General features: G+C 58.7%; 13 protein-coding genes and 1 pseudogene. 5 read left to right on the top strand and 9 right to left on the bottom strand.

Annotated features, from left to right (window positions below):
- Positions 1 to 57 precede the first annotated feature (57 nt).
- From N7578_RS20865 to N7578_RS20900, 8 genes are all read right to left on the bottom strand, one after another.
- Entirely contained in the window at positions 58 to 2,847 is a 2,790-nt protein-coding gene (locus N7578_RS20865; protein WP_311112132.1) for a bifunctional aconitate hydratase 2/2-methylisocitrate dehydratase, read from the bottom strand.
- Positions 2,848 to 3,169: 322 nt separating this feature from the next.
- Positions 3,170 to 3,580, bottom strand: a complete 411-nt coding sequence (locus N7578_RS20870) for a LysR substrate-binding domain-containing protein (RefSeq protein ID WP_311112133.1) — start codon at positions 3,578 to 3,580, stop codon at positions 3,170 to 3,172.
- Positions 3,581 to 3,611: 31 nt separating this feature from the next.
- Positions 3,612 to 4,322: a ribonuclease activity regulator RraA gene (locus N7578_RS20875; RefSeq protein ID WP_311112134.1), complete on the bottom strand. Its 711-nt coding sequence runs from the start codon at positions 4,320 to 4,322 to the stop codon at positions 3,612 to 3,614.
- A gap of 33 nt (positions 4,323 to 4,355) precedes the next feature.
- On the bottom strand, positions 4,356 to 6,095 hold the full coding sequence (gene araD, locus N7578_RS20880; RefSeq protein WP_311112135.1) for an L-arabinonate dehydratase: 1,740 nt from the start codon (positions 6,093 to 6,095) through the stop codon (positions 4,356 to 4,358).
- A gap of 40 nt (positions 6,096 to 6,135) precedes the next feature.
- On the bottom strand, positions 6,136 to 7,038 hold the full coding sequence (locus N7578_RS20885; RefSeq protein WP_311112136.1) for a dihydrodipicolinate synthase family protein: 903 nt from the start codon (positions 7,036 to 7,038) through the stop codon (positions 6,136 to 6,138).
- A gap of 51 nt (positions 7,039 to 7,089) precedes the next feature.
- On the bottom strand, positions 7,090 to 8,589 hold the full coding sequence (locus N7578_RS20890) for a tripartite tricarboxylate transporter permease (RefSeq protein WP_311112137.1): 1,500 nt from the start codon (positions 8,587 to 8,589) through the stop codon (positions 7,090 to 7,092).
- Positions 8,590 to 8,640: 51 nt separating this feature from the next.
- A complete protein-coding gene (locus tag N7578_RS20895; RefSeq protein WP_311112138.1) occupies positions 8,641 to 9,120 on the bottom strand; it encodes a tripartite tricarboxylate transporter TctB family protein in 480 nt (159 codons plus the stop codon).
- A gap of 61 nt (positions 9,121 to 9,181) precedes the next feature.
- On the bottom strand, positions 9,182 to 10,162 hold the full coding sequence (locus N7578_RS20900; RefSeq protein ID WP_311112139.1) for a tripartite tricarboxylate transporter substrate binding protein: 981 nt from the start codon (positions 10,160 to 10,162) through the stop codon (positions 9,182 to 9,184).
- A gap of 242 nt (positions 10,163 to 10,404) precedes the next feature.
- Here N7578_RS20900 and N7578_RS20905 point away from each other — a divergent pair, with 242 nt between their 5' ends.
- Positions 10,405 to 11,430, top strand: a complete 1,026-nt coding sequence (locus tag N7578_RS20905; RefSeq protein ID WP_311112140.1) for a LacI family DNA-binding transcriptional regulator — start codon at positions 10,405 to 10,407, stop codon at positions 11,428 to 11,430.
- Between the two features lie 11 nt (positions 11,431 to 11,441).
- On the opposite strand, the gene N7578_RS20910 is transcribed toward N7578_RS20905, so the two are convergent.
- Positions 11,442 to 12,611 (bottom strand): L-talarate/galactarate dehydratase, encoded by a 1,170-nt coding sequence (locus tag N7578_RS20910; protein ID WP_311112141.1) that lies wholly within the window; start codon positions 12,609 to 12,611, stop codon positions 11,442 to 11,444.
- A gap of 116 nt (positions 12,612 to 12,727) precedes the next feature.
- Here N7578_RS20910 and N7578_RS20915 point away from each other — a divergent pair, with 116 nt between their 5' ends.
- The 4 genes and pseudogenes from N7578_RS20915 to N7578_RS20925 form a co-directional block, all read left to right on the top strand.
- Positions 12,728 to 13,615, top strand: coding sequence for a LysR family transcriptional regulator (locus N7578_RS20915; protein ID WP_311112142.1), 888 nt, complete (start codon positions 12,728 to 12,730; stop codon positions 13,613 to 13,615).
- Between the two features lie 99 nt (positions 13,616 to 13,714).
- On the top strand, positions 13,715 to 13,873 hold the full coding sequence (locus tag N7578_RS20920) for a hypothetical protein (RefSeq protein WP_311112143.1): 159 nt from the start codon (positions 13,715 to 13,717) through the stop codon (positions 13,871 to 13,873).
- Positions 13,874 to 13,891: 18 nt separating this feature from the next.
- The gene (locus N7578_RS23790; RefSeq protein WP_422646737.1) at positions 13,892 to 13,981 is read left to right on the top strand and encodes a hypothetical protein; all 90 of its coding nucleotides are present in this window, start codon (positions 13,892 to 13,894) and stop codon (positions 13,979 to 13,981) included.
- A pseudogene (locus N7578_RS20925) lies at positions 13,981 to 14,417 on the top strand (hypothetical protein); the annotation flags it as partial. The gene N7578_RS23790 and the pseudogene N7578_RS20925, both read left to right, overlap by 1 nt.

Consider the following 14,417-nt stretch of genomic DNA (forward strand, 5'->3'; position numbering starts at 1 on the left):
TTCGTTGACAATGCCCGCGAAGAAACGTCTTCGCGGGCATTGCTTCAGGTCAGAAACTTAGTAATGCACCGACAGGCTGTCGATGGGCTTCGTGTTGGGCGGAGTGAACTTTGTCAGGTCGATTCCTTCAACGGCAGACCGGTACTCTTCCATGCTCGGCGTGCGACCAAGGATCGCCGACAACACCACGACCGGGGTCGAGGCCAGCAGGGATTCGCCCTTCTTTTCACTGGAGTCTTCCACGACGCGGCCCTGGAACAGACGGGTCGAGGTTGCAAGAACAGTATCGCCCTTCCCGGCCTTTTCCTGGTTGCCCATGCACAGGTTGCAGCCGGGGCGCTCGAGATAGAGGATGTTCTCATACTCGGTGCGATTGACCGTTTTCGGCTTCACGTCATCGAACTCGAAGCCCGAATACTTCTGAAGGATTTCCCAGTCGCCTTCGGCCTTCAGCTCATCGATGATGTTATAGGTCGGAGAGGCAACGACGAGCGGTGCCTTGAACTCGATCTTGCCTTCCGCCTTCTCGATGTTCTTCAGCATCTGGGCCACGATCTTTATGTCGCCCTTGTGAACCATGCACGAACCGACGAAACCGAGATCGACCTTCTTGGCGGCGCCATAGTAGGAAACCGGGCGGATCGTGTCGTGGGTGTAACGCCGGGAAACATCGGCATTGTTCACATCGGGGTCGGCGATCATCGGTTCATCGATCAGATCCAGATCCACCACAACCTCGGCGAAGTACTTGGCATTGTCGTCAGGGGTCAGCGCAGGCGTTTCACCCGAGCGGATCTCGGCGATGCGCTGATCCGCCTTGGCGATCAGTCCCTTGAGCGTGCCCGCGGCATTGTCCATGCCCTTGTCGATCATGATCTGGATACGCGACTTGGCGATCTCCAGCGACTCGATCAGCGTCTCGTCCTGGCTGATGCAGATCGAGGCCTTGGCCTTCATCTCGGCCGTCCAGTCGGTAAAGGTGAAGGCCTGGTCGGCGAGCAGCGTGCCGATGTGGACTTCGATGATACGACCCTGGAAGACGTTGTCGCCGTGCTGCTGAAGCATCTGCGCCTGCGTGGCGTGAACCACGTCGCGGAAGTCCATATAGGGCTGCATCGTGCCCTTGAACGTAACCTTGACCGATTGCGGGATCGGCATGGTCGCCTCGCCGGTTGCCAGCGCCAGCGCCACGGTGCCGGAATCCGCGCCAAAGGCCACACCCTTCGACATGCGGGTGTGGCTATCGCCGCCGATGATGATCGCCCGGTCATCCACGGTGATGTCGTTCAGCACCTTGTGGATTACGTCCGTCATGGAGTGGTAGACGCCCTTCGGGTCACGCCCTGTGATGACGCCGAAATTGTGCATGAAGGACATGAGCTTCGGAGTGTTGGCCTGCGCCTTCTTGTCCCATACGGATGCCGTGTGGCAGCCCGACTGATAGGCGCCATCCACCAGCGGCGAAATGACGGTGGCCGCCATCGCTTCCAGCTCCTGCGCGGTCATCAGGCCGGTGGTATCCTGCGAGCCGACGATGTTGACCTTGACGCGAACGTCGGAACCGGCATGCAGCACCTTACCCGGTGTTACGCCGACGGCATTGCGGTTGAAGATCTTCTCGACAGCCGTCAGGCCTTGGCCCTCGATGCTGATTTCCTTGTTCGGGGCAAAGACCGGGGTCGGCTCGACGCCGAGCGTCTGGGCGGCAAACGTCTGCAGCTTCTTGCCAAAGACGATGGCATAGGAGCTGCCAGCCTTCATGAACTCCATCTTCTGCGGCGTGAAGGCGGCAGCGACATCGACCAGTTCATTGCCGTTCTCGTCGCGAAGCTTCTTGTTCTTGGCGTCGATCTTCAGCACGGTACCCGTCTCGACCGAATATTTCTGCTCAAGGATCGGGTTGCCGTCATTGTTGAGGATCGGCTTGCCGTTCTCGTCGAGCTTCTTGACCCAGTTCTTCAGGTTGATGCCGATACCGCCGGTCACGTCGACGGTAGTCGCGAAGATCGGCGAGATACCGTTGGTGCCGGCGACGATCGGAGCAATGTTGACGAAGGGCACATAGGGGCTGGCCTGCTTGCCGGTCCAAAGCGCCACGTTGTTCACGCCCGACATGCGCGAAGAGCCGACGCCCATCGTGCCCTTTTCGGCGATCATCATCACGCGCTTGTCCGGATGCTTCTGCTGCAGCGCCACGATTTCCTGCTGCGCTTCCGGCGAGATCATACACTGGCCGTGTAGCTGGCGATCGGAGCGCGAATGCGCCTGGTTGCCCGGCGACAGAAGGTCGGTCGAGATATCACCTTCGGCGGCGATGAAGGTCACAACCTTGATTTCGTCCTCGACATCCGGAAGCTTGGTAAAGAACTCGGCCTTGGCATAGCTTTCGAGCACATCCTTGGCGATGGCGTTGCCCGCCTTGTAGGCATCGCGCAAACGGAACATGTCGGCGTCGTAGAGGAAGACCTGGGTCTTCAGCACCTCGCCGGCCTTGCCGGCAATCGCTGCGTCATCGCCAAGCGCGATGTCGAGCAGCACTTCGATCGAGGGGCCGCCCTTCATATGCGACAGAAGCTCGAGGGCGAATTCGGGAGTGATTTCCTGAACGACCGCTTCGCCGAGAATGATCTTCTTCAGGAACGCAGCCTTTACGCCAGCCGCGCTGGTCGTGCCCGGCAGAGTGTTGTAGATGAAGAACTTCAGGGCATCCGGCCGGTGCTCGCTTCCGGCATCCTCAATCAGCGTGATGATTTCGCTTAGGAGCGCGCCGTCATCGATAGGTTTGGGAGCGAGCCCTTGAGTTTCTCTGCTTTTAATTTCTGCCAGGTAATCGGAATACAGGTTCATCACAGTCCCAACGTCATTAGTTTATTGGCGCTGAAACGCAGCACCACCGAACGGTATCGTTAGACGGCCCAAGGCCTTCGGGTTTGGAGTACGTCAACAAATGCCGTGTGACAAGATACCGCATTTCACTAAAAAAATGGTTTTTTCCGATCAAGTTTTAGGACTCGAACTGATCATATTCACATGCCCGCAATTTCATGGGCATGCCGCGACGTATTCAGCGAACTGTCACAACATATCGCAGAAGGTTGGTCAGCAGTGCCCGCCCATATAGCCGCGGTTTATCCCGACTTCGAACACAAAGGTAAAGCGCACGCTCAGATCAGGCTTCATCAAGCGCTAATGTGCGGAAATCCATGATCTTGTCGCAACGGACAGCCGCCGTTTCGGGAACGGACCCAAGGCCCGTTCCGCATGAAATCACACCGCGCAGCGCCTTGAAACTCTCCACCCGCATCCGAATGGTCGGCCGCCTGCCGGGTTCATTCGCCAACCGTCTGAGAAACTGCGACGAAGCCACATTCTCGTTCAGTGCGATCAGCGGATGATCCCGAATACTGGCATAGGTGAGCGACCCGCTCAGCGAAAAATCTCGCGGAACGATCGCCACCAGCCTGTCGGGTAGAAATCGCCACCGCTCCAGACCGTCCATGTCCGCCTCACCTGCCCTGAGAAGATCGACCCCTTCCAGAGTGGGTGTGTCTTTCACCCGGACAAAGGCAAACACGGCCACGATGCTACCCTATCAGATGCTGCGATGAGCCTTATCTGGAGTTTGCTTTTCGCCACTCTGCAAACATTGAAAGGTTGTTCTCGTCGGTCGCAGGATAAAGTCCGATGATCGTATGCCCGGCCTTCACCCGCTCTATGACGAAATCCTCGTAAGCCGTCATCTCGACGGCCTCATCGGCAATCTCGTCGGCGATCTCAGCCGGAATGACGATAACGCTGTCGTCGTCGCCGACCATGATATCGCCCGGGAACACCGCCACATCGCCGCAGCCGATCGGTACATTTATATCGATCGCCTCATGCAAGGTCAGGTTCGTCGGGCTGGAGGGGCGATTGTGATAGGCTGGAATGTCCAGTTCGCCGATCGTCATCGCGTCTCGGAAACCGCCATCGGTCACGACGCCTGCCCCGCCGCGCACCATCAGCCGGGTGATCAGGATATCACCGGCGGAGGCCGCACGCGGATCCTTGCGGCTATCCATGACGAGAACCGAACCTTCAGGGCACGTTTCGATGGCATGACGCTGCGGGTGCTTTGGATCACGGAACACTGTCATCGGATTGCGATCCTCGCGTGCCGGCATGTAGCGCAGCGTAAACGCTGGTCCGACCATGTTGCGGCCCTTGGGCCGGACAGGACGTACATCCTGAATCGTCTGGTTCTTCAGACCGCGCTTGTAGAGCGCCGAGCAGAGCGTCGCAACGGAGACGCCCATCAGTTTTTCACGGGTTGCGGGGTTCATTTTTCCTCCTCGATAATCCAGTGAGTGCATTTGTCAGTTGATCGCCGGTTCCGGCACCTTGGCGCCGAATTCCGTCTTCAGGAAATCGAAATCGCAGCCTTTGTCGGCCTGCTCGATATGCTTGGTGAACATGAAGCCGTAACCGCGCTCGTAACGCGGCTCCGGCGCCACCCATGCAGCCTTTCGCACCGTGAGTTCCTCGTCGGACACCAGCATGTTGAGACTGCGGGCCGGAATATCGAGTTCCACCATGTCACCGGTCTTCAGGAGTGCCAGCGGACCACCGACAAAGGCTTCCGGTGACACATGCAATACGCAGGCGCCGAAACTGGTGCCGGACATGCGGGCATCCGAAATCCGCACCATGTCGCGAAGACCGAGCTTCAACAGCGCCTTCGGCATGGGAATCATGCCCCATTCCGGCATGCCCGGCCCACCTTGCGGTCCGGCGTTGCGAAGTACCAGCACCGTCTCCGGCGTCAGCGGATAATCCGGATCGTCGATGATCGTCTTCAGTTCCGTATAGCTGTTTGCGACCAGAGCCGGGCCTTTATGCCGGTGGAATTTCGGATCACAGGCAGCAGGCTTGATAACCGCGCCATCGGGGCAGAGATTGCCCTTCAGGACCGCCAGCGACCCTTCGTGATAGACCGGGTTGGAAAGCGGGCGGATGACATCCTCGTTGTAGATTTTCACCTGATCCAGCCCGTCTGTCAGCGGCTTGCCGGTCACGGTGATCGCGGTTGGATCAAGCTTGTCACCGAGTTGCTTCATCAAGGCCCGAAGGCCGCCTGCATAGAAGAAATCTTCCATAAGGTAGGTCGTGCCGGAAGGGCGAATGTTGGCGATGACCGGCGTCTTGCGACCGATACGATCGAGATCGTCGAGTTCCAGCGGCACGCCGGCGCGGCGCGCCATGGCGATCAGGTGGATGATCGCATTGGTCGAACAACCCGTCGCCATCGCCACCGTCACCGCATTGTTGACGGCAGCGGGGGTGATCACCTTCTCCGGCGTCAAATCCTCCCACACCATCTCGACGATCCGCCGCCCGCAGGCAGCGGACATGCGCTGGTGGTTGGCGTCAGCGGCCGGAATGGAAGAGGCGTTCGGCAGCGTCAGCCCCATCGCTTCGGCAATCGCCGTCATGGTCGAGGCGGTCCCCATCGTCATGCAATGACCGTAGCTTCGGGCAATGCCCCCCTCGATGCCCTGCCATTCCTCTTTGGAAATCGTCCCGGCCCGCCTCTCGTCCCAGTATTTGAAGCCGTCCGTGCCGGACCCCAGCGCCTTGCCGGCATAGTTGCCGCGCAGCATTGGTCCGGCAGGAAGGTAGATGAAGGGAATCGCCATCGACACCGCGCCCATGACCAGGCCCGGCGTGGTCTTGTCGCAGCCGCCCATCAGCACCGCACCGTCGACAGGGTGCGAGCGTAACAGCTCCTCCGTCTCCATCGCCAGCATATTGCGATAGAGCATGGTCGTCGGCTTGACGAAGTTTTCCGACAGCGACAGCGCCGGCAATTCTATAGGGAACCCGCCTGCCTGCAGCACGCCGCGCTTCACCCATTCCGCCCGTTCACGGAAATGCATATGACAGGGCTGCGCATCCGACCAGGTGTTGATGATCGCGATGATCGGCCGGCCTTCCCAGTCTTCCGGCGCATAACCCATCTGCATAGTACGCGACCGGTGGCCGAAAGACCGCTGGTCATCCGGCATCATCCAGCGCGCCGAGCGCAACTCCTCGTAAGTCTTCTTTCTGCCTGCCATTCCTCACTCCTCGCGCCACAAGGCGCTCCCGACCTGCTCTTCAGAAGCTGATCTCGTTTTCTGCAATAAAATTCGAAAGGGTAGCCTGTTGCTGCGCCGTCAAAGGCCAGGCCGAAGGCGGGCGGGTCCTGCCGCAATCATGCCCGATCATTGCAAGCGCCGCCTTCACCCCGGTCACATTCGTTCCGTTCATTTCTTCCGCGCGAACGGCCTCGAATGCCTTCATGCCATCGATGAGCCGGTTGGCGCCCGCATAGTCGCCCGCCGCCAGCGCCGCATGGATGGCGACCGACCTTTGCGGCCAGACATTGATGAGGCCGGACGTAAACCCTTTGGCACCCACGGCGTAAAGCGCCGGTGCCCAGATCTCCGCCAGACCACCCACCCAGACGATCTTCGGGTCGCACGCCGCCATGGCTTCCGACAGTTTCAACGGGTTGGGCGTCGCCCATTTGACGCCGATGACGGACGGGATCGCGCAGAGATCGGCGATCGCCTTTACGCCGATCGCATCGTTGCGCAGGTATAGTACGACCGGCAGTCCGTCCGCGGCATCCACCACCGCACGCACGTAATCGACAAGCCCTCGCGGTGAAGAAAACGGATCGGGCGGCTGATGGACCATCAAGGCCCAAGCTCCGGCCCGGCGCGATACGGATGCCAACCGGCAGGCATCGCGGATGCCTCGCCCTACGCCCGCCACCAGCGGCACGCGCCCGGCCACATGTTCGGCAGTGGCCTGCACCATGGCCTCGGCTTCATCGAGCGTCAGGGCGTAGAATTCGCCGGTATTGCCATTGGCGACCATGATATGCACGCCCGCAGCGATCGCACGATCAACGATGGGCTTTTGCCGCATGGGAAGGATATCTCCTCCCTCGTCATAAGGCGTCACAAGGATACCGGATATGCCGGTGAGCGCGGATTTCAGCTCTTCTGTCATCGCGTCCTCACCATGCATGCGAAGGGATATGGAAACAGCACAGCCATCTCGTCACTCCGTGAACGCTTCTTCACGTTTGCGGCTGATACTCGGCGACAGCACGAGGACCAGAACCAGAACCGCAAAGACCAGAAGCGACAGGCTGAGCGGGCTGCGCACGAATATCGACGGATCGCCCTGACTGATCAGCATGGCGCGGCGGAGGTTCTCCTCCAGCATCGGCCCTAGAATGAAGCCTAGCAGCAGCGGCGCGGGCTCGAAGCGCATCTTGGAGAGCGCAAAGCCGATGACACTGAAACCGGCCATGACGAACACGTCGAAAACGCTGTTGTTGATGCTGTAGGCGCCGATGCAACAGAAGCCGATGATTGCCGGGAAGAGCAGATGGTAAGGCACGGTGAGCATGCGAACCCAGAGCCCGATCAGCGGAAGGTTGAGGATGACGAGCATCAGGTTGCCAGACCACATGGAGACGATCATGCCCCAGAAAAGATCAGGCTCGTCCGAAATCACGTTCGGACCGGGGGTAATGCCCTGGATGATCATTGCGCCCACCATCAGCGCCATCACCGGATTGCCGGGAATACCGAGCGTCAACATCGGAATGAACGAGGTCTGTGCACCGGCATTATTGGCGCTTTCCGGTGCCGCAACGCCTTCGATGGCACCCTTGCCAAATTCGGCGCTGTTCGGCGAGATCCGTTTCTCCACAGCGTAGGAGGCGAAAGAGGCGAGCATTGCACCGCCGCCCGGCAACACGCCGAGAAATGATCCAAGCGCCGTACCGCGTAGGACAGGAGCGACAATCCGTTTGAAGTCATCTTTCGTCAGCATCAGCCCGGTGACGCGCTTCACGCCGACCGAACGTTCATGTTCGGTTTCCAGATTGCGCAGGATTTCGCAGATACCGAAGATTCCCATGCTGACGGCGACGAAATTGAGCCCGTCGTAAAGCTCAGGAATATTGAAAACATAACGCGGTGTGCCGCTTTCCACATCCGTCCCGACCGTTCCGAGGATCAGGCCGAAAATGATCATCGCAAAGGCTTTCAAAAGCGATCCGCTGGCGAGTGCCACGGAAGCCACGAGCCCCAGAACCATCAGCGAGAAATATTCCGCCGGTCCGAAATTGAGCGCGACGGCGGCAAGCGGCGGCGCGGCAACCGCCAGCAGAATGGTCGCCACCGTACCGGCAAAGAAGGATCCGAGCGCTGCAGTCGCAAGTGCGGCACCCGCGCGGCCATTACGTGCCATTTGATAGCCATCGATGGCCGTCACGACGGACGAGCTTTCGCCCGGAAGATTGATGAGAACAGCAGTGGTCGAGCCGCCATATTGCGCGCCGTAAAAAATGCCGGCAAGCATGATAAGGGCCGATTCCGGTGGCAGGCCGAACGTGATCGGCAGAAGCATGGCGATGGTCGCCGTCGGCCCGAGCCCCGGCAAAACACCAATCGCTGTGCCGAGCAGACAGCCGATAAAACCATAAAGCAGGTTCATCGGCATGAAGGCGGTCGAGGCACCAAGCCACAGGTTGGAGAAGATATCCATAAACAATCCAATCGGTTTTCGTCAGCCGGCCAGAGGCCCCGGATACAAAAGTCAGAATAGTTCGCCGATGAAGGGAACCCATGGACCGAAGGCTGAGACGGGAAGCGACAGAAGCTTGGTGAACAGCAATACGGAACAGACCGAAAGAAACAGGCCGAGCAGGATCGAATGACGCCAGCTGGAATAGCGGCTAGCGGTCGCAACCCCGATGATCAGCAGGAACATGGTGGGTGCCAGCCCAAGCCCGGAAAGTGCCAGACCGAAACCGACCGGCCCCAGTATCACCAGGACATAGGCCTTCCAGTTCCAGCTTTCCGGCTCGTTGTCTTCAGCGACAACCATCAGCGACTGGATAATGATGAGAGCGCCGATCACCATCAGAAGAAGGCTCAGCATGGTCGGAAAATAGCCCGGCCCCATCTGAAAGGAATTGCCGACCTGCAGGTCCCGGCCAAACCAGATGAACAGCAGGCTGACACAGATCATCGTCAGGCCGCCAAGAAAATCTCGGCCATTTTTAATCTTCAGCATGGCATGATACTCGCGTGGAAAAGATGTGCCGGCCGGCGACAAAACCGGCCAGCAGATTGCTTTACTGCAGCGGCACGTTGGCAGCCTTGATCACCTCGGCCCATTTGGCCGTTTCCTTGTCGATGAAAACCTGGAACTCGGCGGATGTATTGCCGATCGGCGTCACGCCCATCGCCTTGAGCTTTTCCTGCATCGCAGGTTCGGCAATGATCGCCTGAACTTCCTTGGAAAGCTTCTCGACGATTTCCGGCGGCGTACCGGGAGGAGCAAATAGACCGTGCCAGGAGGTCGCCTCAAAGCCGGGAATGACGCTTGCCATGGTTGGCACGTCAGGCAGAAGATCGGCCTTTTCCAGACTCGTGACGGCAAGCGCCTTCACCTTTCCGCCTTTCACCTGCTGGGCTGCCGTCGGAATGTTGTCGAACATCATGTCCACATGCCCGCCCACGACATCGAGGATCGCCTGGCTGCTGCCCTTGTAGGGAACATGGGTGATCTTGATGCCGGCCTTGGTCGCCAGCAGTTCACCGGCCAGATGGATGGACGTACCGACCCCGGAAGACGCATAGGTATGCTTGCCTGGTTCCGTCTTCAGGAACGCCACAAGCTCCTCGACGTTGTTTGCCTTGATCTTGTCGGGGTTGACGACAAGAACGTTCGGTAGGCTGGCGATCAACGAAATCGGCGCAAAGCCCTTTTCCTTGTCGTAAGGCAAGGTCTTGTAGAGTGTCTGGTTGATAGCGTTCGAGCTGACCGTACCCATGCCGATCGTGTAACCATCCGGCTTGGCACGGGCGAGATCGCCGAGGCCGATGTTACCGCCTGCACCAGGCTTGTTTTCAACGATGAAGCGCTGCCCCAGCCTCTTGTCCAGCTCCTCGGCGACGAGGCGACCAAATGTGTCTGTATTGCCGCCCGCTGCAAATGGAACGATCACCGTCACCGTTTTGGTCGGGTATTCATCAGCCCGGCTAGCCTGAAAGCCAGCTGCGCATAATACGGCCGTTGCGGCCGCCAGCGTCATGAAACGCTTGAGGTTCATTTTACTTCCTCCACTTTTCTGGCCTCCGGCCAGTGCTACCGATCCACTCTTCGAAACCCTCCTTGCGAAGAAATGGAAGCGCTTTCATTTTAGCGCCAAAAAGCCTGTCGGCAAGCATGCGGTCAATTTTTTTAAATCAATTTATTCAATGTCTTAAATAAAACAGTATCAAAAACTTCATATCGCCTCTTGATTGATTGCAAAATGAAAGCGTAAATCATTTTTGGCTAGGAGTGCCCAGAATGTACGAACTCGACAAAAACAGATATGCCAGCACGAATGGTCCGGTGACACTTGCCGACATCGCCAAGCTGGCGGGCGTTTCTCCGGTCACGGTATCCCGCGCCATCAACACCCCCGCGCTTGTCAAACCCCGGACGCTGGAAGCAATTGAGCGTGTGATCGCCAAAACAGGCTATGTGCCTAACCTTCTCGCGGGTGGCCTCGCTTCCAGACGAACACGCCTCATCGCGGCCGTTGTCCCCTCGGTCGCCAGCACCATCTTCGCCGAGACCATTGAAGGCCTTAATGCCGAACTGGTGTCTGCCGGTTACCAGCTGTTGCTCGGTCTCTCCGGTTACGATCCCACTCGCGAACTGGAACTCACACGGGCAATTCTCGCGCGGCGGCCAGATGGTATCATCCTGACAGGCATCACCCATATGAAAGAAACCCGCGCCATGTTGACGGGTGCCGGACTGCCGATTGTCGAGATATGGGATTCCACCCCCTCGCCGCTCGACACGGCGGTTGGCTTCTCACATTCCGCCGTTGGCGCACTGGTCGCCGAGCATCTGCTGATCAGGGGTTACGATCGCTATGCGCAGGTCGGCGCCAACGACCCCCGCGCTGTCCAGCGCCGGGATGGTTTCGTCAATCGCCTGAAGGGTATTGCCGATGTCGAGTTGCCGGCTCTGGAAATGAATTCGCCTTCAACGTTCCGGGACGGCCGTATCGCCATGGCACAGCTTCTTGATCGTGGCGAAGGCTCTCTTGGGGTGTTCTGCTCCTCGGACGTCGTTGCTCATGGCGCCTTGGCGGAGGCACATGCCCGTGGGTGCCGCATGCCGGATGAACTTGCAATCGTCGGCTTCGGCGACTTCGATTTCGCGCCTTATACCCACCCGCCACTCACAACCGTGCGGATCGATCGCCGCGAGATTGGCACCAAAGCTGCACGCTCCATCCTGCGCAAGATTGACGGCGACAAGAATGTGGAAGCGATGATCAACATCGACTTCCAAATCGTTGCGCGTGGAACGGCCTGATAGGGCCAGACTTACGGCCGCTTGCCGAACTCCGCCGTTGCCCGCGTCCAATGCGCTGCCTGCTCCGAAAGGGTAATTCCGAGGCCTGCACGGTTCGGAACCAGCATCCGGCCGTCCTTGATCTCCAGCCGCTCATTGAAAAGCGGATCGAGCCAGTCGAAATGCTCCACCCAGGGCTCAAGCTCGTAGGCCGCGGCCAGATGCAGGTGAATTTCCATGGCGAAATGCGGCGCAAGCTGCAGTTTCTTTGCTTCCGCCAGCGCGCAGATCTTCAGGAACTGGGTGATGCCACCAACACGTGGCGCATCCGGCTGAATGAAATCGACGGAATTGTTCTGGATCAGCGCGATATGCTCCAGCACGCTGACCAGCATTTCGCCAGTGGCAATCGGTGTATCGAGTTGCGCCGCCAGTGCTGCATGGCCTTCAACGTCGTAGGCGTCGAGCGGCTCCTCGATCCATGTTAGATGATAAGGCTCCATGAGGCGACCGAAACGTATGGCGTTGGGACGATCCCATTGCTGGTTGGCATCAACCATCATCGCCGCACGCCCGCCGATTTTCTCATGAACGGCAGCGACGCGTTTCAGATCGACCGCCATGTCGGGCTGACCGACCTTGATCTTGATGCCGCCGATACCGGCCGCGATCGACTGCTCCACGTTCTCGATAACCTCCTCGATCGGCGAGGAGAGGAAGCCGCCGGAGGTATTGTAGCAGCGCACGCTGTCACGATGTGCACCGAGCAACTTGGCGAGAGGCAGGCCGGCACGTTTCGCCTTCAGATCCCAGAGCGCTACATCAAAGGCCGCGATTGCCTGCACGGCAAGACCGCTACGCCCCACGGAAGCTCCCGCCCAACACAGCTTGTTCCATAGCTTGCCGATATCGTTCGGATCCTCGCCGATCAGGATGTTCGCAATCTCTTTCGCGTGCTCGTACTGCCCGGGCCCACCGGCACGCTTGGAATAGCTGAAACCGATACCGCTATGGCCGTTCTTTGTCTCTATTTCGGCAAACAGGAACGCCACTTCCGTCAACGGCTTTTGACGTCCAGTCAGAACCTTGGCATCGCTGATCGGTGTCTTCAGCGGCAGAAAGATCGACGAAAGTTTGATCCAGGCAATGCTATCCGCCTCTACCGTCTTTTGCGCGGCCTGCGTCGTCCGTTGCGTATCCATATCCTCACCTCTTCTCGTCACCCTCCTCGGGGCGTCTCTTTCGCTTGACTGATACCGCTGCAATCAATTTAAGTCCAAGTTGTTTATTGTTGGATATCTATACCGGATTTGAATAGATGCTGGATTTGGGACAGGTCCGTTCCTTTGTCGTTGTCGCCACCGAGCTGAACTTCAGCCGTGCCTCAAAACGCCTGAACATCACCCAGCCGCCGCTGAGCCGGCAAATCAAGCTGCTGGAACAGCAGCTTGATGTCACCCTCTTCGAAAGAAGCAGTCGGCGTGTCGCGCTGACACCGGCCGGCCTCGCATTTCTAGCCGACGCCCAGAAACTGCTTGAACTGAGCAACGCAGCAGTCACCGCAACGCGAAGGGTGGCCCGCGGCAGCGCCGGAACGGTCAAAATGGCATTTGTAGGCGCCACCACATACAGCTTCCTCCCGAGGTTCATTGCTCAGGCCCGCGCTGCTGCGCCTCACATAGAACTGGAACTGGTGCAGATGGAGACGGCGGAGCAGCTGCAAGCCATCAATTCAGGCGATATCGATCTCGGCCTGTCGCGCCCGCTCACCGGTAATCATCATCTCGAAAGCCTGTGCGTTGAACGTGAACCCATGATGCTGGCCATTCCCCGCACCCATCCGCTCGCGAACAAACGCCGACCAACGCTGGCCTCCCTCAGCGACCAACCTTTCATCATGTTTTCTTCGCCAGCGCGTTATCTGCACGAGAAGCTTACAAAACTGATGGCGGAAAACGGAATCACGCCCCACGTCGTTCAGAGCATGACGCATTCTCAGGCCATCCTCTCGCTCGTCAGCGCAGGGATCGGCCTCGCTCTGGTACCCGCTGGCACCCAGAACGCCTGCTTCGACAATGTGGTCTTTCGGACAATCGATATGCGCGGCGAGTTTACTGCCGAGCTTCATGCCATCTGGAACCCCGACAACAGCAACCCGCTTCTGGAAGAAATACGCGAAATCCTGGTGTTTCGGCAGGACGTATGATCGCTCGCTACCATTTTCCAGCATCAAGGCTATGAAGCCTTCAGGCATGCACCTATATCGACATGGAGCCCGGCCTTCGTTCGATTCATCAGTCACGACATGATCCCGCAAACCCGCTGCCGCAAACGCGAAGGTATGAAGACCTCGCACACCAAAGATCGGGCTTTCAGTGAAATCGCTTATGGGTATCTCGCCAAGCTCGTCTATGACGCCAACGGCCACCGCATCAAGGGCCTGCGCGAGCTCACGCCTGCCTAGGCCGAGATCGTCCGCCGGATCTTCGAGCAATATGCAAACAGCGTCAGCTCGGCAGCTATCGCCCAGAGCCTCAATGCGCGGCGCGTTCCCGCAATGCAGGAGGAGTAATGCTTGACGCACACCAGCCGCGCATATGGCAGACGTCGGGCCGACTTCCTCCAAAACTAGCTCTTTGTCAGCAGAGGGTCTGGAGAACATGCAGAACTACCACAGGAACCTGGAGAACGTCACGTCGCGCCTGCCTCAAGGTACGTCTGAAGCAAGCAACGGTCGAAGAGGATTTCGGGGAGAAGATCAGGAAGCTGAAGGCGCAGTTCAATCCGGCGAACACGGAGCTCGCAATTCGCGAGCTGATCTTCCTGGCTCGCAACAATGCCGACGAGCAGGCTAAGCGCCGGCTGATGCCGATCGTGCGCCAGTTCATCCAGAAGGTGGTGATCGGCAAGCCGCCGGGGCACCAGCTGGCATGCCTCGGGGTCCCCGGCCGGATCGCCTCGATCCTGGCTGCGATGCAAGCGGCAACGATCCTGGAGAAACAGTTCGA

The sequence above is a fragment of the Agrobacterium tumefaciens genome (genome assembly GCF_031801495.1).
Taxonomy (GTDB): Bacteria; Pseudomonadota; Alphaproteobacteria; order Rhizobiales; family Rhizobiaceae; genus Agrobacterium; species Agrobacterium tumefaciens_K.

Coding starts and splice junctions, on each gene's coding strand:
- N7578_RS20865 (WP_311112132.1), bottom strand. CDS start 2,847: ATGAACCTGTATTCCGATTACCTGGCAGAAATTAAAAGCAGAGAAACT.
- N7578_RS20875 (WP_311112134.1), bottom strand. CDS start 4,322: ATGAACCCCGCAACCCGTGAAAAACTGATGGGCGTCTCCGTTGCGACG.
- araD (WP_311112135.1), bottom strand. CDS start 6,095: ATGGCAGGCAGAAAGAAGACTTACGAGGAGTTGCGCTCGGCGCGCTGG.
- N7578_RS20885 (WP_311112136.1), bottom strand. CDS start 7,038: ATGACAGAAGAGCTGAAATCCGCGCTCACCGGCATATCCGGTATCCTT.
- N7578_RS20890 (WP_311112137.1), bottom strand. CDS start 8,589: ATGGATATCTTCTCCAACCTGTGGCTTGGTGCCTCGACCGCCTTCATG.
- N7578_RS20895 (WP_311112138.1), bottom strand. CDS start 9,120: ATGCTGAAGATTAAAAATGGCCGAGATTTTCTTGGCGGCCTGACGATG.
- N7578_RS20900 (WP_311112139.1), bottom strand. CDS start 10,162: ATGAACCTCAAGCGTTTCATGACGCTGGCGGCCGCAACGGCCGTATTA.
- N7578_RS20905 (WP_311112140.1), top strand. CDS start 10,405: ATGTACGAACTCGACAAAAACAGATATGCCAGCACGAATGGTCCGGTG.
- N7578_RS20910 (WP_311112141.1), bottom strand. CDS start 12,611: ATGGATACGCAACGGACGACGCAGGCCGCGCAAAAGACGGTAGAGGCG.
- N7578_RS20915 (WP_311112142.1), top strand. CDS start 12,728: ATGCTGGATTTGGGACAGGTCCGTTCCTTTGTCGTTGTCGCCACCGAG.
- N7578_RS20920 (WP_311112143.1), top strand. CDS start 13,715: ATGATCCCGCAAACCCGCTGCCGCAAACGCGAAGGTATGAAGACCTCG.